This window comes from Mesorhizobium sp. M0870 (assembly GCF_040319775.1).
In the GTDB taxonomy this organism is placed as follows: Bacteria; Pseudomonadota; Alphaproteobacteria; order Rhizobiales; family Rhizobiaceae; genus Mesorhizobium.
This window is the reverse complement of record NZ_JAMYOI010000014.1, coordinates 130,724-148,367: the sequence shown is the minus strand read 5'-3', so window position 1 is coordinate 148,367 and position 17,644 is coordinate 130,724. Positions and strand designations below refer to the sequence as shown.

Below are 17,644 nucleotides of genomic sequence, written 5' to 3'. Positions count from 1 at the left end.
CATCGACGTAAGCACGGCCCAGTTTTTCTTCTCCCACGAAGTCTCTGTCGCCAAAGAGACTTGGCCGCGGTCTCGGCAGGCGGCAGGTTCTTGCGCTCCGAAGGTTTATCTCCCGGCTCAAACCCTTTAAGGGATGGCAAAAAGGAGCCTCACATGATGCCGAAAGCGGTTTTCTGGGACATGGACGGCACGCTTGTCGACAGCGAACCGCTGCATGAAGCAGCCCTGATGGCGGCGATGCGCAATGTCGGCCTTGTCCCGCCGGACGATCTGCATGAGCGCGTGCTCGGCGTTGCCGCCTGGCCGGTCTACGAGATGATGCGCGACGAGTTCGGCCTGGACCTGCCTTTCGACGACTGGATCGTGCGCAAATACGAACACTACCTGCCGCTGGTGGAGAGCTTGAAGCCGCGCCCCGGCGCGATCGAGATATTCAACGAGCTGCGTGCAAGAGGCATCCAGCAGGCCGTGGTCTCGAATTCGGACCGGATGATCGTCGACGCCAATCTGAGCATGGTCGGCCTGATCTACCCCGGCATGAAGACGATCAGCCGCAACGATGTGCGCGAAGGCAAGCCGCATGCCGAGCCGTTCCTGCGCGCCGCGTATCTGGCCGGTGTCGACCCCGCGCACGCCGTGGCGATCGACGACAGCTGGCCGGGCGCCATGGCGGGACTGGCGGCGGGCATGAAGACGATCTTCTGGCCGGAAAAGCCGATGGAGGGCCCGCCCGGCGCCGTCGTCATCAACAGCGCCGATCAGCTCCGGGCAGAACTAGGCCTGTAAGGCAATCAGTTTCGGTAGACCGGTTCCTGCTCGTCGAGGATCGCCTTCAACTCGCTGAGATGGCGTTCGGCCTGGCCGGGATAGTCGTCCATCTCGCTCGCCGCCTTTTCGGCGATCGCATCTGACAGCGTGCGCAGCGGGCGGCCGGTCCACAGCGCCTTGATGTAGGTCTCGGCGGCGCGCTCGAAATAGAACATGCGGTTGAAGGCATCGGCGACCGTGTCGCCGATGACCAGCACGCCGTGATTGCCCATCACCATCACCTTGACCTTGGGATCGACGAGAAGCTGCGAGCAGCGCTCGCCCTCCTCCTCGAAGGCCAGCCCGCCATAATGCGCGTCCACGACGTGGCGATTGAAGAACATCGCCGAATTCTGGTCGATCGGCGGCAGTGTCGAGTCAGCGAGCGATGCCAGCACCGTGGCGTGGATCGAGTGCACATGCATGACGCAGCGCGCGTGGCGCACATTGCGATGGATGGCGCCATGCAGCCCCCACGCCGTCGGGTCGGGCGCATTGGGGCCGGAGAGCGTTTCTGGATCGTTGGCATCGATCATCAGAAGGTCGCTCGCCTTGATGCGCGAGAAATGCACCTGGTTGGGGTTCATCAGGAATTGTGTGCCGCCATCATTGACGGCCAGCGAGAAATGATTGGCCACAGCCTCGTGCATGTTGAGCCGCGCCGTCCAGCGGAAGGCGCAGGCGAGATCGACGCGCTCCTCATAGTAGGGCAGGTTGGTCAGCGTTTCCTTTTGCAGACGGGCAAGGCTCATCGAAAAATCCTCCGGTTTCGGCAAGAATGCCGTGGCCAGTCGATCCCCGCAACCGGTTTTGGTTGGTGCAGGGATAGCTGTCTCACGCCGCCGTGCTGGCAGCGGCAGCGCCGGCTCGCAGGCCGCCATGCTCGATGATAAAATCGATCACCTCCTGCAGCCCCTTGCCGCGCGACAGGTCGGTGAAGCCGAACGGCCGCTTGCCGCGCATGCGGCCGGCGTCGCTCTCCATGACATCGAGGTTGACGTTCACGTAAGGAGCAAGGTCGCTCTTGTTGATCACCAGGAAATCGGAGCGGGTGATTGCCGGCCCGCCCTTGCGCGGGATCTCCTCGCCCTGGCAAACCGAGATGACATAGAGCGTCAGGTCGGCGAGATCGGGCGAGAAGGTGGCGGCGAGGTTGTCGCCGCCGGATTCGATGAAGACGATGTCGAGATCCGGGAATTTCCTGTTCATCTGCGCGATCGCCTGCAGATTGATCGACGCGTCCTCGCGGATGGCGGTGTGCGGGCAGCCGCCGGTCTCGACACCCATGATGCGGTCCTCGGGCAGCGCCTGCAGCCGCGCCAGCATCATGGCGTCTTCCTTGGTGTAGATGTCGTTGGTGACGACGGCGATGGAAAACTCGTCGCGCAGCGCCTTGCACAGTTTTTCGGTCAGCGTCGTCTTGCCCGAACCGACCGGGCCGCCAATGCCGACGCGCAGCGGACCATTTGTCTGTGTCATGTCGGAAACTCCGTGATGGCGAGGATGGCAAAGCCGAGCCCGATCAACAGGCACAGCGGCGAATAATAGCGGACATCGAGCCGCGCGAAAGGCTGTTCCGGCGTCAGCCGCCGCCACCACGGCGTGAAGCCGGCTATGCCGCGTCCCAGGAACACCAGACCGATGAGCAGCGAGGTGGCGGCGAGCCCCTCCTGGGGGAAGGGCGAGGCAAAGACGCCTATGAGCGCAAGCGGCCACAGCGTCGCCAGGCACAGGCACGCGGCGACGGCGAAACTGGCGAACGGCGTCGGCATCTCATCGACGCCGCGAAAGCCGACGACGGCGTGAGCGCAGGAGGCCGCATCCTGGCCCGGCCAGATGCCGCCAAGGCCCCAATAGGCGTGCAGCGCGGTAATCAGGAGTAGAACGGTCGAAAGCGAGAAGGCGAGAAGGATCATGAACGGAACAATCGCGAATACTGGGTTTCGTGCTTCATCGCCATGACATCGGAAACGAAGGCGCAGCCACCGAGATCGTCGAGTGTCGAGCGCGCGGCGCGGGTCGCGGTCGCCAGGGCCAGTGGCTCGAAGCCGGCCAACAGAGCTGTGGCTTTGCTCTGGCCGACGATGCCAAGCCGGATCGCTGCCTGCACGAGGTTGGAGAAGAAGGTTTGCAGGAAGGCCGACAGCGCGTCCTGAAGCCCGATGCCGTTGCCGCCGGCAATGGCGCCGACGGCGACGCAATAGGCGCATTCAGCCGGCAAGCGCTCCAGCACTGGATTTGGCCAGGCCGCCGCCGCTTTGAGGAAGGCCGCACCCTGCAGCATGGTTTCGGTGTGGCGTTCGCGCGAGCCGGCCAGCGCCTCCGCGAGTGCCGCTACTTCATCGAGATCGCCTGCGTGGCGTGCGCGGCGCCAACTCTCGGCGAACAGCACGGCATCGTTCCAGCCGGAGCCCATCTCGACCAGCGTTTCCAGCCAGCAGGCGAGGCTGTCGGCATCGGCAATCAGCCCGTCATGCACCGCGCGCTCGAGACCATGGCTGTAGGAAAAGCCGCCGACCGGAAAGGCAGGCGACAGCCACGCCATCAGCCGCAGCAGGGCGATGTTCGAAGGCTGGTCAGTCATGATCGTGGCGATGGCCGGCATGACTGTGCGAATGGGAATGCGCTTCGCCATGAGAATGGCTGTGCGCTTCCGCGTGGCTGTGCGCATGCGCATGGCCGTGATCGTGGCTTTGCCCACCATGGCCGGAATAGGCACCGCGCACCGGTTTGAACGGTTCGGACACGTCGGTCACGGTGGCGCCCAGCCCCTCCAGCATCGCCTTGATGACATGGTCGCGCAGGATGAGGATGCGCCCGGCCTCGATGCTCGCCGCGAGATGGCGATTGCCGATGTGCCAGGCGAGCTCGGCCAGATGCACGCCGTCGCGGGCGCGGATGTCGTAGACCTCTTCCGGCGCCGCGATGATCTCGATATGGCCGCCATCCTCCAGCACCAGACGGTCGCCATCGTTCAAGGCGACGGGCTCGGGCAGGTCGACCAGCACCTTGCTGCCGTCGGCAAGCTCCATAGCGCGGCGGCGCAGATGGCGTTCGTCATGGGCGAGAATGGCCCGGCCGGACGGTAGGGTGATTCCGGCATGGCCGGCGGACAGTACTGAGACGGCGCGCGGGAATTTGGTGAAGTCGGTGTTGAGGTTGAGCTTCATTTCATGGATCCTCCATTTGCTTGTGCCCGCACACGCGCAGGCCGCGCCAGCACGCGGTCGAAATAGGCGTTGACGCGTTCGGACTCGATCTCAAACCGGCCGGCACGCGCCCACCCACCCATGTCGCCGAGCAGCACGTCGACGGCTGAAAACCGGTCGCCGAGAGCAAACCGCTTGTCGCCCAGCCGCCGCTCCAGCGCCTTCAATTCCGAGGCAAAATCGTAAGCCGCCGCAGGACCGACATCGACGCGTACGTCCTTCGGCAGCAGAAAGCGATGGCGCAATTTGTTCCACAGCGGCGCTTCAAGCTCGCTCTGCGCAAAATGCATCCAGGAATCCATTTCGGCGCGACCGGCTAGGCTTGGGTTGGCGCCCATGCCCATGTCCGCGTGCTTGTCGGCGAGATAGACGCAAATCGCCGCCGAATCCGTCACCGTCAGCTCGCCGTCGATGAGGATCGGCACCTTGCCGGAGGGATTGAGCGCATAGGCTTCCGGTGAGCGCAGATGAACCTCGACGAATTCATAAGGCTGCCGGAGCTCCTCGAGCATCCAGAGAACGCGGCTGACCCGGGATCCGCGCGATCCAACGGCCTTGTACATGTCGAACCCTGCCTTTCCCCAACAAGCTAGACCATCGCGTTCGTTCAGACGATGGTGTCGAAGAGCCGCAGGATGAACGATATCTGATAGATGAGCGCCGCCGTGACGAAGGCGATATGAAAACGGCGGTCGCGCACCAGGATCGCGATGATGCAAAGCGCGACGAAGACCGGCGTGCGGAACAGGTACTCGCTGCCGAAGCGGGCGAAATGCTCCGGCCCCTTCAGCAGCGTGTCGACCACGTCGAGCATATAGGTCGCCGCCAGCAGGCCGAAGAACCACGCCCGGCGCGAATAGAAGAAATCCTCGTAGCTGGTGTAGTCCAGCATCGAATCCGGAAACAAAAGCGCGCACAGCAGGAACAGCGTGATCGCGTAGAAGATGATGAACAGGTACTTGCCGAAGGTCCAGGTTTCGATGGCGTAGAGGCCGAACTCCCACCACCAGAAATGCACCAGCATCAGGAGCACCGAGACGACCCAGGCCAGATGCACGGGATAGAGCTTGTATTGGCCGGGATGCTGGACGATCCGCGCCACCCCCGACAGCAGGCGGGCGACGCCAAGCCCGATCACCATGCCCATGACGATGCGGATATGCGGGAAGATGTCGTGGGCGGAAGCGATTTCGGTGGCCATGCTCGATCACAATGCAACTGGTGGTCGGCCGCATATTGCTGCCTCCCACCAAGGGCTGCAACGGGTAATGCTCGCCCGGTCGAATCGCCGCTTCAAAACAGAAAATACCTCTGCGCCATCGGCAGCACCGTCGCCGGTTCGCAGGTGAGCAATTCACCGTCGGCACGGACCTCGTAGGTTTCCGGGTCGACTTCGACATGCGGCGTGGCGTCGTTGAGCACCATCGAATGCTTGCCGATGCCGCCGCGGGTGTTTTCAACGGCGACGAACTGCTTGTCGACGCCAAGCCTGCCGTGCAGGCCTGATTCGAGCGCGGCTTTCGAAACAAAGGTCACCGACGAGTTGGTCCTTGCCTTGCCATAGGCGCCGAACATGGGCCGGTAGTGCATCGGCTGCGGCGTCGGGATCGAGGCGTTGGGGTCGCCCATCGGGGCGGCGGCGATCATGCCGCCGATCAGCACCATGTCCGGCTTGACGCCGAAGAAGGCCGGGTTCCACAGCACCAGGTCGGCGCGTTTGCCCGCCGCGATCGAGCCGATGTCTTTCGACAGTCCATGCGCGATGGCCGGGTTGATCGTGTATTTGGCGATGTAGCGGCGGACGCGGAAATTGTCGTTGTTGCCGGTCTCCTGCGGCAGCGAGCCGCGCTGGCGCTTCATCTTGTCGGCGGTCTGCCAGGTACGGATCGCCACTTCGCCGACGCGGCCCATGGCTTGGCTGTCCGATGAGATGATCGAGAAGGCACCGATGTCGTGCAAAATGTCTTCCGCCGCGATGGTTTCCTTGCGGATGCGGCTTTCGGCAAAGGCGATGTCTTCGGGGATCGACGGCGACAAATGATGGCAGACCATCAGCATGTCGAGATGCTCGGCCAGCGTGTTGACCGTGTAGGGCCGCGTCGGGTTGGTCGAGGACGGGATGACGTTGGGCAGGCCGCAGACCTTGATGATGTCGGGCGCGTGGCCGCCGCCGGCGCCCTCGGTGTGGAAGGCGTGGATGGTGCGGCCCTTGATAGCCGCGACGGTGTTCTCGACAAAGCCGGATTCGTTCAGCGTGTCGGTGTGGATCATCACCTGCACGTCATAGTCGTCGGCGACCGACAGGCAGCAGTCTATCGCCGCCGGCGTCGTGCCCCAGTCCTCGTGCAGCTTCAGCGAGCAGGCGCCGCCCAGCACCATTTCCTCGAGGGCTGCGGGCAGCGAGGCATTGCCCTTGCCCGACAGGCCGATGTTCATCGGGAAGGCATCGAAGGACTGGATCATGCGGGCCATGTGCCATGGCCCCGGCGTACAGGTGGTGGCCAGCGTGCCGTGCGCCGGACCGGTGCCGCCGCCGAGCATAGTGGTGATGCCTGACATCAGCGCCTCTTCGATCTGCTGCGGGCAGATGAAGTGGATATGCGCATCGAAGCCGCCCGCGGTCAGGATCTTGCCCTCGCCGGCGATGATCTCGGTGCCGGGACCAATGATGATGGTGACGCCATCCTGCGTGTCCGGATTGCCGGCCTTGCCGATGGCCGTGATGCGCCCGTCCCTGAGGCCGACGTCGGCCTTGAAGATGCCTGCGCTAGCATCGATCACCAGCGCGTTGGTGATGACGGTATCGACGGCGCCTTGCGCCCTGGAAACCTGGCTCTGGCCCATGCCGTCGCGGATCACCTTGCCGCCGCCGAATTTCACCTCTTCGCCATGGTTGGTGAGATCCTTCTCGACCTCGATGAACAGTTCGGTGTCGGCAAGGCGCACTCTGTCGCCGACCGTCGGGCCATACATCTGCGCATAGGCGGCGCGGGTAATTCTGGCCATCAGCGATTGCTCCTGAAATGCGGTTTGCCGAAATGCGGTGGGATTGAAGCGCGGCTGCACATTGCTGCCATCCTATGGTCACGCAATGACCCGCTGGGCGACACCTTCTGATCCCATTTGGCGGTTGAGGTTAGGGGGTCACCCCAGACCGACCGTTTGCCAATCGATGGAAAGGAAAATCCATGCGCAAAACAATAATTCTTGCCGCTGCTGCCAGCCTGATGCTGGCGGGCGCCGCGGGTGCCCAGCAGCAACCCGCGCCACAGCCCGCTCCGGCGCCGGCAACGCCTGCTCCAGCCACGCCCCAGGCTCAGCCTGCGGTGCCGACGATCCAGAGCGTCAACATCGTCGACATCACCGAGCTGCCGAAGGACACCCAGACGCAGGTCAACCAGGTGATCGCCCAGCGTGGCGATGACGGCCTGAAGAAACTGCGCAGCTCGATCGACGCCACGCCCAAGGTGAAGTCGGCGCTGGAAGCCAAGGGGCTCAGTTCGGCGCAAGTCGTCGCCGCCAGCATGGAACCCAATGGCGCACTGACCCTGATCACCAAGAAGGCGAGCTGACGAGACGGCACGGCGGGCCGGCATCCGGCCTGCCGGCCGCATCGGGAAAGGAACCTTCGCCGGGCGGGATTCGTTTTGTTCTTTTCGCGCTAACCCGCGCCCCGAAACGACTTCTCTCAGGAGCGAGCGATGGCGATCACTTCTTTCTTGACCAGAATGCAGGCAGTCGCCGCCACGGCGTTCTTGGCGGCGGCAGGGTCTGTTGCCGGATTGAAAGCGCAAGGGCTGGAAAGCACGGAGACCGTCAACCGCATCGTCGGCTCGCAGGTCAAGCAGGAAGAGGCCAAGGCCACCGCCGAAGCCCGCAGCGTCAACACGGCGATCGACCGCACGCGTGAAAACATCGGTACGGTGCGCAAGACGTCCAAGCTCGACAAGGTCGACATCGTGTTCCTCACCGACGCCGCGCGCAGCGAAGGCGGCCCGCCGCCGGAGATCGAAAGCAAGGTCAAGCAGCATCAGGACGACATCACGGAGCTGCGCAAGGAGATCGAGGCCAACGCGCTGCTGTTCAACGCCATCGAATCGCGGCGCGTGCAGGCGCAGGATGTCCTCGCCGTCGAATTCGACAATCCCGGAAAGATCGTCATCTACGCCGCGGCCAAGCCATCGAACTGAGCTGAGCGCGCCGGGAGATCTCACAGCTTGCCCATCACCTTCTGCTGAAATCCGTAGACCTCGCGCTTGCCGCCGAGCGGCACCAGCGTGACGTCGCGCTCCTGGCCCGGCTCGAAACGCATGGCCGTGCCCGCGGCAATGTCGAGACGCATGCCCCTGGCACGCTCGCGGTCGAATTTCAGCCCCTCATTGGTCTCGAAGAAATGGTAGTGGCTGCCGACCTGGATCGGCCGGTCGCCGCTGTTGGCGACTTTCAGGGTGACGGTCGGCAGGCCCTTGTTGAGCTCGATGTCGCCGTCCACCGTGATGATCTCACCGGGGATCATGGTCACCCTCACACGATGCCGAAGGCGAGGCCGATGCCGATCGCCGCGCAGGCGGCACCGGCAGTACGGGCCAAGCCGCGGAACCGGATGCCGAGACCGAGACCGGCGGCGATGCCGGTGGCATGCAGCAACAGCGTGGCGATGGCAAAGCCGGCCATGTATTCAAGCCCGCCGGCATTCTCCGGCACCTCGGTGCCATGCGCGTGGCCGTGGAACAGCGCGAACAGGCCGATGATGGCGACGCCGGCCGAGACCGGCAGATCGACCGCCAGCGCCACCAGCAGCCCGAGCGCCACGATTGAGGCCAGTATGCCGGGTTCGACGAAGGGCAGCGGCATATGCAAAATGCCCAGCGCGCCGCCGACCAGCATGACACCGACAAAGGCCGCCGGCCAGGCAAGAACCGCCTTGCCGCCCTTGATCGCTGCCCACAGTCCGACCGCGATCATCACCGTCATGTGATCGAGCCCGGAAAGCGGGTGCATGAAGCCGGCCGTGAAGGAGGAGGCCGTGCCGATGCCGACATGGGCATAGGCCGGCATGGCAGCGGCCAGAAGCAGAATTGCGGAAAGCGAAGCGCGTTTCATCGGAGCGGGGATCATCGAAATGCCTTCTGGTTAAGGGTCGCGGTGTTCACGCAGCCTTGCGAGGGCCGCAGCCTTCGGCCTTGAGAACGCGTTTACTCGACGCCGGGTATTTCTTCAGCATCGCTGCCGGGCGGATCGGCCGCGCCGAAAAACCACCGCCGCAATTGGGGCAGATGCCGCCCAACACCTGTTCCACGCATCCGGCGCAAAAGGTGCACTCGAAGGTGCAGATCAGCGCATCCGTCGCCTCGGGCGGCAGGTCCTTGTCGCAGCATTCGCAGTTGGGACGCAGCTCCAGCATCCTGTCCTCCTCAACGGATCGGTTCGTGCACGGTCACCAGCTTGGTGCCGTCGGGAAAAGTCGCCTCGACCTGCACGTCATGGATCATCTCGGCGATGCCTTCCATGACTTGCGCGCGGCTGACGACATGAGCGCCGGCTTCCATCAGTTCGGCGACCGGGCGGCCGTCGCGGGCGCCTTCGACGACGAAGTCGGTGATCAGCGCGATCGCTTCCGGATGGTTGAGCTTGACGCCGCGTTCGAGCCGCTTGCGCGCCACGATCGCCGCCATGGCGATCAGCAGCTTGTCCTTTTCCCTCGGCGTCAGGTTCATGCGTTTCCCTGGATTGGTAGAGACAGGCCTATAGTGACCATAATTTGGGCAACCCCGCCCTTCCGTTGAGCAATTCGACGAGTGGAACCAGCCGCTGGCGCAGCCGGTAGCCATCCCCGGCGTAGAGCCTCGCAAGAAGCTTGCCAGATTTCTTCACGCACCAGGCGCTGGCGCTGCCGTGGTCGCCGACGATCTCCAGAACCTGGTCGAGCAGGGCCTCGGCGCGCGGCGACACCAGAAGCAGCGTCGCCACCGCGATCGCGCCGCCGGCAACGGCCGGGCGGTCGAGCCTGGCGGCGATATCGGGTCCGATGCGGAAATCCTCGGCATGAATGAGGGCGCCATCCTGGCGCACACGCCAGCGGTCATGGAAGTTGCCCTGCGTGGCGCGCTCGCCCATCGCCAGGCGACCGAAGACGGCGGCTTCCAGCACCAGCGCCTCGGCGCCGACGGCAAGCTCGACGTCGAGCGTGCGGGCAAAGGCCGCCCGGTCGAAGACGATGGTTTCCTGCGGCAGCCAGGCGATGCGCCCGTTTTCGCCGACCGACAAATTGACCCGCACTTCGGCACGGTCGGATGCCGCCCGGTAGATCTTCTCGCAGGCCTGGGTCGTGATCGAAGCCGAAGCGGCCGCGCCGACATCCACGTCCCAGGCGATACGATCGCCGCCGGTCATCCCGCCGGCGGTGTTGATCAGCACCGCTTCGAGCGGATCGGTCGAGACGGCCGGCATTCTTATCTTGCCGGCGCCGTCCTGATAGAGGCGCCGCAGGCGCGTGCGGCCCTCACTGAGCGCGCAGGAAAGCCGCGCGACGCCCGCAACGCGCTGCGTCGAAATCCCGTCATGTTCGCCGCTAGGTTCGCCCATATCCATGCCTGCACGTTAAGCACTCCGTCGGCTTTGTCGATATGGAGTTCGATATAGCTTGTTGCTTGACAACGTTTCGGTTTCTATAGAGGGAACCACCTTGGTACGGTCATGCTGCGCTTGGCGGGGGTATTAAACGACGACGGCGGCTTGATACCAGGAGAAAAAGGGGCGCTGCTCAGTTGGCGTCGGGAAACGTCGAGATAGTGGGGAAGGAACCGAATGGCCGACCAGCTGGCAACGGATATCATCGCGAAGATCAAGGCTCATGCCGAGCCGGGCGGCGAAGAAATCACCACCACCACCGAATTGACCTCGCTTGGCATCCATTCGCTCGAGCTGACGGAGATTATCTTCGATCTTGAGGAAGAGTATGGCATCGAGATCGAGATGAACACGGTCGACGCGTGGAGCAATCTGAAGAATGTCGGCGACATGGTCGAAGCTGTGCGCGCGCTGATCGCGAAAAAAGCCTGAACTGAATGCGGCAGCGCGTTGTCATCACCGGCATGGGCGGCATTTGCGGGCTCGGCACAAGCGCGTCCGCGATCTGGAACGAGATGCGCGCCGGCCGCTCGGCCATCGGCCAGATCACAAGTCCCCAACTGCATGATTTGAAGGTCAAGGTCGGCTGCGAAATCAAGACGCTTCCAGATCACGGCATCGACCGCAAGCAGACCGTGTCGATGGACCGCTTCAGCCTGCTGGCGACGATCGCAGCCAGGGAAGCCATGCAGCAGGCCGGCCTGGTTTCGAGTGAAGCCACCACCTATCGGATGGGCACTGTCGTCGGTGTCGGCGTCTGCGGCTGGGAGGCGATCGAAGAGAGCTATCGTGCCATCCTGGTCGAGGGCAAGAACCGCGCCGGTATCTTCACCGTGCCAAAGGTCATGCCAAGCGCGGCCTCCGGCCATGTCAGCATGAATCTGGGCCTGCGCGGCCCGGTCTTCGGTGTCACCTCGGCCTGCTCCTCATCCAACCACGCCATCGCCTCGGCCGTCGACCAGATCAGGCTTGGCCGCGCCGACGTGATGGTCGCCGGCGGCACCGATGCGCCGCTGGTCTGGGGCATCCTGAAGGGCTGGGAAGCATTGCGCGTGCTGGCGCCCGACACCTGCCGGCCATTCTCGGCCGACCGCCAGGGACTGTCGCTCGGCGAGGGCGCCGGCATGGCGGTCCTGGAGACGTATGAGCATGCCATGGCGCGCGGCGCCACCATCCTTGCCGAGGTCGCCGGCGCCGGCCTCTCCGCCGACGCCTCCGACATTGTCGCTCCGACCGTCGAAGGGCCGACGGCGGCCATGCGCGCCTGCCTGGCCGATGCCGGCTTCAATCCCGAGGATGTCGACTACCTCAATGCCCATGGCACCGGCACCAAGGCCAACGACCAGATCGAGACGGCAGCGATCAAGCGCGTCTTCGGCGACCATGCCTACAAGCTTTCGGTGTCGTCGACCAAGTCGATGCACGCCCATTGCCTGGGCGCATCGGGTGCGCTGGAGATGATCGCCTGCGTGATGGCGATCCGCGAAGGCATCGTGCCGCCGACGGCCAATTTTCGTGAGGCCGATCCCGATTGCGACCTCGACGTCACGCCGAATGTGCCGCGCGAGCGCAAGGTGCGCGCCGCGATCAGCAACGGCTTCGCGTTCGGCGGCACCAATGCCGTGCTGGCCTTCAAGGCCGTCTGAACGCAAAGGCCGGGCGCGCGATCTGCCCCAAGCAGGCCGTTCCGTTGACTGTTCGCGCGCAACGAAACCCTTGCACGCCATTGATCGTGCCGTGCGCCGCGTCTAATCCTTGGCCGACCCGCCAAAACCGCGCCGCTTGGCGCGAATCCTCATTCAGGAGTTTCCATGGCCGACCTGTCCGCCTTTCCGATCGCAACGCGTTGGCCGGCCAAGCGTCCGGATCAGCTCCAGCTCTATTCGGCGACAACGCCGAACGGCGTGAAGATTTCGATCGCCCTGGAGGAACTCGGCCTGCCTTACGAGCCGCATTGGGTCAACATCGGCCAGAACGAAAGCTGGACACCGGAATTCCTGTCGCTCAACCCCAACGGCAAGATACCGGCGATCATCGATCCGAACGGTCCGGACGGCAAGCCGATCGGCCTGTTCGAATCCGGCGCCATCCTGCTCTACCTCGCTGAAAAGACCGGCCTGCTCATGCCCATCGATGCTGCGCGCCGCTACGAGACCATCCAGTGGGTGTTCTTCCAGATGGCCTCGGTCGGGCCGATGTTCGGCCAGGTCGGCTTCTTCCACAAATTCGCCGGTCGCGAGATCGCCGACAAACGCCCTCTGGAGCGCTATCGTGACGAGTCAAAGCGACTGCTCGGCGTGCTCGACGGCCGGCTGAAGGGGCGCAAGTGGATCATGGGCAATGACTACACCATCGCCGACATCTCGCTGCTCGGCTGGGTGCGCAACCTGATCGGCTTCTACGAAGCCCGCGAACTCGTCGGCTTTGACGATTTCGTCAATGTCTCGACATGGCTGGAGCGCGGCCTGGCGCGGCCGGCGGTGCAGAAAGGCCTGACCATCCCCGCCAAGGGATAGCCGAACCAGCCTCCGAAGCGCGGCTATTTTGCCTTCGCTTTGGCTTTCGAACCGCCTTTGCCCATGACGGAAGCAGCGAGCGACGCAGCACCTCGGGCGGCGACCATGACCGCGCCGGCAGCGACGTTGGCCGTCGCCTTGGCCGTGCGCATCGCGCTGCCGCTCACGGAGTCGCTGGAGCTTGCGGGCTTCTTCGGCTTTGCGGCTTTCGGCGCGGCTTTCGCTGCGGTCGGCACCACTTTCTTCGGCGCTGCCTTGCCGAAGGCCGGCTTGGCGTCCTTCGAACGGGCTGTCATCGCCGGGCCGGCGCCGGCCTTGGATTGGGTCGCCTTGCCCTTGGCGGGCGCGGGCTTTCTTGCCTTGATTGCCATTGGACCGAATCCCTCTTTTGGCATAATTGCCGTGTCGGGATAACGGCCTGAAAGTCTTAAGGTTCCCCTTGCGCAATCCGTCGAATCAAGCGGAAAGGCCGATCACCAGATCGGCAGCCCGGCGCCGCGCCAGCACGCGTTCGATGTTGGGCAGGTCGTTGGACGCGATCCAGGCGCGCGCATCTTCGTCGGAGCGGCCATGTCCGTGCCAGCGCTCCATCAGGCGGCGCTCGAGTTCGTTGCGCGGCACGTCGACGAAGATCGAGAAATCGAACAGCGGCGCCAGCCGCGACCACGGCTCTTCGTCGAGCAGCAGGTAATTGCCCTCGACCAGGATGAACTTGGTTTCCGTGGCGACGATCGAGGCGGCGGCGCGCGACAGCTCCATGCTGCGGTCGAAGACCGGGATGGCGATATCGGCTTCGCCGGCCCGGATACGCTTCAGCAAGGTTTCGAAACCGGCAAAGTCAAAGGTTTCCGGCGCACCCTTTCGGGTGCGCAAGCCGCGCCGCTCGAGCACGGCGTCGTCATAGTGGAAGCCATCCATCGGCACGACTTCCGAAGCACCTTCGGGCAGCAGTTCATGCAGCCGCGCCGACAGCGTCGACTTGCCGGAGCCTGGTGGCCCGGCAATGGCCACGATGAAGCGGTTTGCCTTGCCGGCACGTTTGAAGATGGTGGCGGCGAGATGGGCGATTTCGGACATGAGAGCCTCTCTGGCAGGAGCTTCAAATCCACCATGTTCCGCATGATGATTTCGGCCACATCTTGGCGGCAGTTCACGGAAATTTCAAACCCTGCGGCCGCGCAATCCCATCAAGCGGGCGCAGGCTGGCCAATGCGCAGGAAATCGCTGTCGAAGGGAACCTCCCGCGTCGCGCCACCCGTCACCAGTCGTATGCGGCCATCCGCCGTCGTGATCGCCTGTGGCGGCTCGCCGCCGGCCAGCGGAATGGCGCCGATGACATGGCGAAAGGACACGCTTTGGCCTTCGCCCAGTGCAAAGGCGGTCGCGACCCCTTCGCGCTTCAGCCAGTTGTCGCCGATCGAGGCGGCATGGCCGACGGCGGCGCGGCCATCCTCGATGCCGAGCACGCCCAGGTGGCGACCGCTCCAGGGCGCGTAGTCGCGCCCGCCATTACTGAGCCACAGCATGGTGATCGGCAGTTCGGCCGGGTTCTTCAGCACCAGCACCAGATCGTCTTCGGCCTCTCGTGCAAGCGCGGTCCAGCCCGGCCCGCCATGATCCGCCTCGACCAGCGTGAGGAAATCCTCGCGGCGGTCGTCCATGCGGTATTCCGTCAGGTCGAGCGTACCGCCGCCGGCGGCGGGGAATTGGCTGAGATCGGCGGATCGTGCCGGATAGGCCAGCAGGAAGCGGCCGCGCGCGGGATCCGGCTCCAGCGGGTCGTCCAGCGTCGCCGCAAACCGCTTCGGCGAAAAGGCCAGCCTGCCGCCGCCCGTCATCGCCGTCATCGGGTGATGCGCGACCGAGATGGCACCATGGCCGCCGGAAAACGCATGCTCCTGGTAGAGGAAGGGATGGCCGTCGCGCAGCGTCAGGATCTTGTCGACGCTGGCACCCATCACCTTGTGCCGCAGGCGGTAGACCGCGCGCCAGCCATCATCCGTCGCGGCACTTTCGGCGATGTCCCAGGCGCTGTTGGCCGGCCAGCCATGCAGCGGCGCTTCCTCGACATCGCTGCGCGAAAACGGCGCGCAGAGAAAATCGCCGGACAGCCGAACCGTACCTTCCGGCAAATTGTCCGGCAGCGTCTCATTCGCATCAACCCAGGGCGCGCGGTGCAGCGGCTTCAACTGCCGTCCGCCACCCTCGACGACCATGCCGGCGATATGGCCGACCGTGAGGTCGAGCAAAACCGAAATGCCTCGGGCCTTGATGGTCTGGATGGTCATCGCGCTCTCACCGATTCTGCAGGCGCAAACTGGCCTGTTCGGCGGCACTTGCGCAAGCACCGCGACAGGCATTTTGCATCAGTTCTCACCCTCCCACATCGCATATGGATTCTTTCGAAGAGGACCCCCACCCTAACCCTCCCCACAAGGGGGAGGGAACGCTGTCGCGTGCCTTAATTGTTCTTTCTTTGGCGCCGAAAAGACAGGCGACTAGCCTGGGTCGGCGCCAACGGAAGTCTCCCTCCCCCTTGTGGGGAGGGGTTAGGGGTGGGGGTCCGTGCCGGGCAGACATCTCAAGAATTCCACGTGCGATAGCCCTCCCCACAAGGGGGAGGGTGAGCGCAGCTACTGCCGCTTGTATTCCCGCACCGGCGACTTGGTGCCGTCGGTGTAGGTGACCTGCACCGACATCGATTTCACGCTGTCGGCGACCTTGAAATAGGGCTGGTAGTCGTAGGGGATGGCGTAAGGGTCCTTCTTGTCGCAACGCGGCATCTTGATCTCCTTGTCGAGCGCCGCGCCGTTCAGGCTGTAGTGCACCTGTTTGATGGCGCAGCGGTAGGACAGCATCTGGGTGAAATAGACCAGCCCGTGATTGCCGCTGGCATCGAAGGCGATCCACGAGGTCCAGAACTGGTCGAGGATCTGCTTGTTGCCCTGCTGGAGTGCCGCCTCCGGGTCGAAGCGGATGTCGAACGGGCCGGTCTCGCGGCCCCTGATGTCGAGATATTTGATCGCGATGATGCCGGCCACGGTGCTGTCGGGCATCTCGAAGCTCGGATTGGCCATCGGCTTGCCGGTGGTCTGGTCGTTCATGGCCAGGAAACCGGTGTCCGTGAACGGACCGCTGTCGCCCATGCGCCACGAGATGGCGGTCGCCGGCTCCGGCAGCGAGATGGTCATCGACCAGCCCTGGTTCGAGCGCATCGGCGTCAGCGAAGGCACGAAGCGGGCGGGATCGAGCACGTCGCCGAGTGCGGCCAGCCGGCTGCGGCTGCGGTCCAGCCAGTCGGCCAGCTGCGTCTGGTCGACGAAATATGTGAGCAGCCCGCCATCCTTCTCGTAGGACGTGAACTTGGTCAGCGCCTTGGCCTCGTTGCGCTTGTCGGCCAGCGTCTGGGCGCCGAGCCGGTCTTCGGAAAACTCCTGCGCCAACAGGAAATAGGCCGGCGCGAAATCTGGATTGGCTGATATGAAGGCGTTGAGCTTGTCGACGCGCTGGGCGTCGTCGAACTGCTGGATATGCACCAGCTTGATCGACAGCGCCTTGCCCTTGTCGGCAAGCGCGCCGAACACTTCGCGGGCGCCGGCCTTGCCGTCCTGCACCCGAAGCAGCGTGGCAAAGCGCGTATAGGGATCGATGGCGTCGACATCGAAGCCGGCAAAGGCGAGGTAGGAGCGCCGTGCATTGAGCATGTCGCCGGACAGCTCGTAGACACGGGCATTGTGGTAGAACTCGTCCGGCCGCTTCGGCTCGGCGATCGCCCCACCCTGCGCGGCAAGGGCGGCAAAGCCCCTGGCGATGGTGTCGATCGAGGCGGCGATCTGCTGAGTCGTTTCTTGCAGCTTCTCGGTCTGCTTCTTCACCTCGTCGGTGGTCTTCTGCACTTCCGCCGTCTGCTGCGTCTGCTGCTGCTGGGCGTTAGCGATCTCATCGGTCTTCTTGGCCACCGTGTCGGTCGACTGCTTGACCTGTTCGACCGTCTTCTGCGTCTGCGTGACGGTCTGCTCGATCCTGGCCACTTTTTCGGTAACGATGCCCATCGACTGCTGCAGCCCGGCAATGGCCGGCACCAGGCTGGCGATCACCCCGTTCTGGGCGTTGGTCTGCTGCTGCAGGCCGTAGACGCCGCCGGCGACGGCCGCTGCTGTTGTGGCGAAGATCAAGGCCGGCAGCGCTCTGGCCGCCAGCACCAGCCTGAGCACGATGGCAATGGCGATGATGATTGCGGCCACCGCGGCGATCAGCGCGATATAGGCGGCGAACGGCGCCAGCGGATTGAGGATGTCGGATACGGCACCCCCGATAAAGGCGACGCTGCCTGCCCATTTGCCAGTGCGGCTGAGCGATGCCCTGATAAGCGAGGGCGCAGCGCCCCCGGCCCCGATGTTCGTCATGCCAAGCCCCCAAGCCCTGAGATACCACGCCCCTTCCCACGGGAAACGCGGCCCTGGCAAGGAAAGACACGGGAAA

23 protein-coding genes are annotated in these 17,644 nt (G+C 64.2%); 6 read left to right on the top strand and 17 right to left on the bottom strand.

Features of this window, described 5'->3' with window-relative positions:
• Positions 1–153: 153 nt before the first annotated feature.
• Complete coding sequence (locus NKH97_RS18755; RefSeq protein ID WP_128304223.1) at positions 154–786, top strand: HAD family hydrolase; 633 nt, start codon at positions 154–156, stop codon at positions 784–786.
• Between the two features lie 5 nt (positions 787–791).
• Here NKH97_RS18755 and NKH97_RS18750 read toward each other — a convergent pair whose 3' ends face one another.
• The 8 genes from NKH97_RS18750 to ureC form a co-directional block, all read right to left on the bottom strand.
• The gene (locus NKH97_RS18750; RefSeq protein WP_128304224.1) at positions 792–1,559 is read right to left on the bottom strand and encodes a class II aldolase and adducin N-terminal domain-containing protein; all 768 of its coding nucleotides are present in this window, start codon (positions 1,557–1,559) and stop codon (positions 792–794) included.
• A gap of 82 nt (positions 1,560–1,641) precedes the next feature.
• Positions 1,642–2,286 (bottom strand): urease accessory protein UreG, encoded by a 645-nt coding sequence (ureG, locus tag NKH97_RS18745; RefSeq protein WP_013528407.1) that lies wholly within the window; start codon positions 2,284–2,286, stop codon positions 1,642–1,644.
• The gene (locus NKH97_RS18740) at positions 2,283–2,723 is read right to left on the bottom strand and encodes a DUF3995 domain-containing protein (protein WP_128304225.1); all 441 of its coding nucleotides are present in this window, start codon (positions 2,721–2,723) and stop codon (positions 2,283–2,285) included. Before NKH97_RS18740 ends, ureG begins: the two co-directional genes overlap by 4 nt.
• On the bottom strand, positions 2,720–3,391 hold the full coding sequence (locus tag NKH97_RS18735; protein WP_352798378.1) for an urease accessory protein UreF: 672 nt from the start codon (positions 3,389–3,391) through the stop codon (positions 2,720–2,722). The genes NKH97_RS18740 and NKH97_RS18735 overlap by 4 nt, the downstream gene beginning before the upstream one ends.
• Complete coding sequence (ureE, locus tag NKH97_RS18730) at positions 3,384–3,977, bottom strand: urease accessory protein UreE (RefSeq protein ID WP_352751885.1); 594 nt, start codon at positions 3,975–3,977, stop codon at positions 3,384–3,386. The genes NKH97_RS18735 and ureE overlap by 8 nt, the downstream gene beginning before the upstream one ends.
• Positions 3,974–4,579 (bottom strand): glutathione S-transferase family protein, encoded by a 606-nt coding sequence (locus NKH97_RS18725; protein ID WP_352798376.1) that lies wholly within the window; start codon positions 4,577–4,579, stop codon positions 3,974–3,976. The genes ureE and NKH97_RS18725 overlap by 4 nt, the downstream gene beginning before the upstream one ends.
• 44 nt (positions 4,580–4,623) lie before the next feature.
• Complete coding sequence (locus NKH97_RS18720; RefSeq protein ID WP_023810694.1) at positions 4,624–5,217, bottom strand: hypothetical protein; 594 nt, start codon at positions 5,215–5,217, stop codon at positions 4,624–4,626.
• A 92-nt stretch (positions 5,218–5,309) separates the two neighbouring features.
• On the bottom strand, positions 5,310–7,022 hold the full coding sequence (ureC, locus tag NKH97_RS18715) for an urease subunit alpha (RefSeq protein ID WP_502897081.1): 1,713 nt from the start codon (positions 7,020–7,022) through the stop codon (positions 5,310–5,312).
• A gap of 182 nt (positions 7,023–7,204) precedes the next feature.
• On the opposite strand from ureC, the gene NKH97_RS18710 reads away from it, so the two are divergent.
• Positions 7,205–7,588 carry a hypothetical protein gene (locus NKH97_RS18710; RefSeq protein ID WP_352440556.1) on the top strand — a complete coding sequence of 128 codons (384 nt, stop codon included), beginning with the start codon at positions 7,205–7,207 and terminating at the stop codon, positions 7,586–7,588.
• A gap of 129 nt (positions 7,589–7,717) precedes the next feature.
• Positions 7,718–8,206: a hypothetical protein gene (locus tag NKH97_RS18705; RefSeq protein ID WP_352610984.1), complete on the top strand. Its 489-nt coding sequence runs from the start codon at positions 7,718–7,720 to the stop codon at positions 8,204–8,206.
• A 20-nt stretch (positions 8,207–8,226) separates the two neighbouring features.
• Here NKH97_RS18705 and NKH97_RS18700 read toward each other — a convergent pair whose 3' ends face one another.
• Genes NKH97_RS18700 through NKH97_RS18680 form a run of 5 tightly spaced genes read right to left on the bottom strand, consistent with a single transcriptional unit; the run spans position 8,227 to position 10,601 of the window.
• Positions 8,227–8,532 (bottom strand): urease subunit beta, encoded by a 306-nt coding sequence (locus NKH97_RS18700; protein ID WP_352440554.1) that lies wholly within the window; start codon positions 8,530–8,532, stop codon positions 8,227–8,229.
• A gap of 8 nt (positions 8,533–8,540) precedes the next feature.
• Positions 8,541–9,134: a HupE/UreJ family protein gene (locus tag NKH97_RS18695; protein WP_352751882.1), complete on the bottom strand. Its 594-nt coding sequence runs from the start codon at positions 9,132–9,134 to the stop codon at positions 8,541–8,543.
• A gap of 31 nt (positions 9,135–9,165) precedes the next feature.
• Positions 9,166–9,420 carry a DUF1272 domain-containing protein gene (locus NKH97_RS18690; RefSeq protein ID WP_027161066.1) on the bottom strand — a complete coding sequence of 85 codons (255 nt, stop codon included), beginning with the start codon at positions 9,418–9,420 and terminating at the stop codon, positions 9,166–9,168.
• 10 nt (positions 9,421–9,430) lie between these two features.
• Positions 9,431–9,733 (bottom strand): urease subunit gamma, encoded by a 303-nt coding sequence (locus NKH97_RS18685; RefSeq protein WP_015314510.1) that lies wholly within the window; start codon positions 9,731–9,733, stop codon positions 9,431–9,433.
• Positions 9,734–9,761: 28 nt separating this feature from the next.
• Positions 9,762–10,601 carry an urease accessory protein UreD gene (locus NKH97_RS18680; protein WP_352758822.1) on the bottom strand — a complete coding sequence of 280 codons (840 nt, stop codon included), beginning with the start codon at positions 10,599–10,601 and terminating at the stop codon, positions 9,762–9,764.
• Positions 10,602–10,823: 222 nt separating this feature from the next.
• Here NKH97_RS18680 and NKH97_RS18675 point away from each other — a divergent pair, with 222 nt between their 5' ends.
• From NKH97_RS18675 to NKH97_RS18665, 3 genes are all read left to right on the top strand, one after another.
• Complete coding sequence (locus tag NKH97_RS18675) at positions 10,824–11,078, top strand: acyl carrier protein (RefSeq protein ID WP_013528393.1); 255 nt, start codon at positions 10,824–10,826, stop codon at positions 11,076–11,078.
• Between the two features lie 5 nt (positions 11,079–11,083).
• Positions 11,084–12,292, top strand: coding sequence for a beta-ketoacyl-[acyl-carrier-protein] synthase family protein (locus NKH97_RS18670; RefSeq protein WP_352751879.1), 1,209 nt, complete (start codon positions 11,084–11,086; stop codon positions 12,290–12,292).
• A gap of 165 nt (positions 12,293–12,457) precedes the next feature.
• On the top strand, positions 12,458–13,162 hold the full coding sequence (locus NKH97_RS18665) for a glutathione S-transferase family protein (protein ID WP_128304231.1): 705 nt from the start codon (positions 12,458–12,460) through the stop codon (positions 13,160–13,162).
• 23 nt (positions 13,163–13,185) lie between these two features.
• On the opposite strand, the gene NKH97_RS18660 is transcribed toward NKH97_RS18665, so the two are convergent.
• The 4 genes from NKH97_RS18660 to NKH97_RS18645 all read right to left on the bottom strand — a co-directional run bounded on the left by NKH97_RS18660 (position 13,186) and on the right by NKH97_RS18645 (position 17,568).
• Positions 13,186–13,533, bottom strand: a complete 348-nt coding sequence (locus NKH97_RS18660; RefSeq protein ID WP_352553299.1) for a hypothetical protein — start codon at positions 13,531–13,533, stop codon at positions 13,186–13,188.
• An 85-nt stretch (positions 13,534–13,618) separates the two neighbouring features.
• Positions 13,619–14,239 (bottom strand): nucleoside triphosphate hydrolase, encoded by a 621-nt coding sequence (locus NKH97_RS18655; protein WP_352720804.1) that lies wholly within the window; start codon positions 14,237–14,239, stop codon positions 13,619–13,621.
• Positions 14,240–14,349: 110 nt separating this feature from the next.
• On the bottom strand, positions 14,350–15,450 hold the full coding sequence (locus NKH97_RS18650; RefSeq protein WP_352798370.1) for a hypothetical protein: 1,101 nt from the start codon (positions 15,448–15,450) through the stop codon (positions 14,350–14,352).
• 345 nt (positions 15,451–15,795) lie between these two features.
• Positions 15,796–17,568, bottom strand: a complete 1,773-nt coding sequence (locus NKH97_RS18645) for a methyl-accepting chemotaxis protein (RefSeq protein WP_352776434.1) — start codon at positions 17,566–17,568, stop codon at positions 15,796–15,798.
• Between the last annotated feature and the right edge of the window lie 76 nt (positions 17,569–17,644).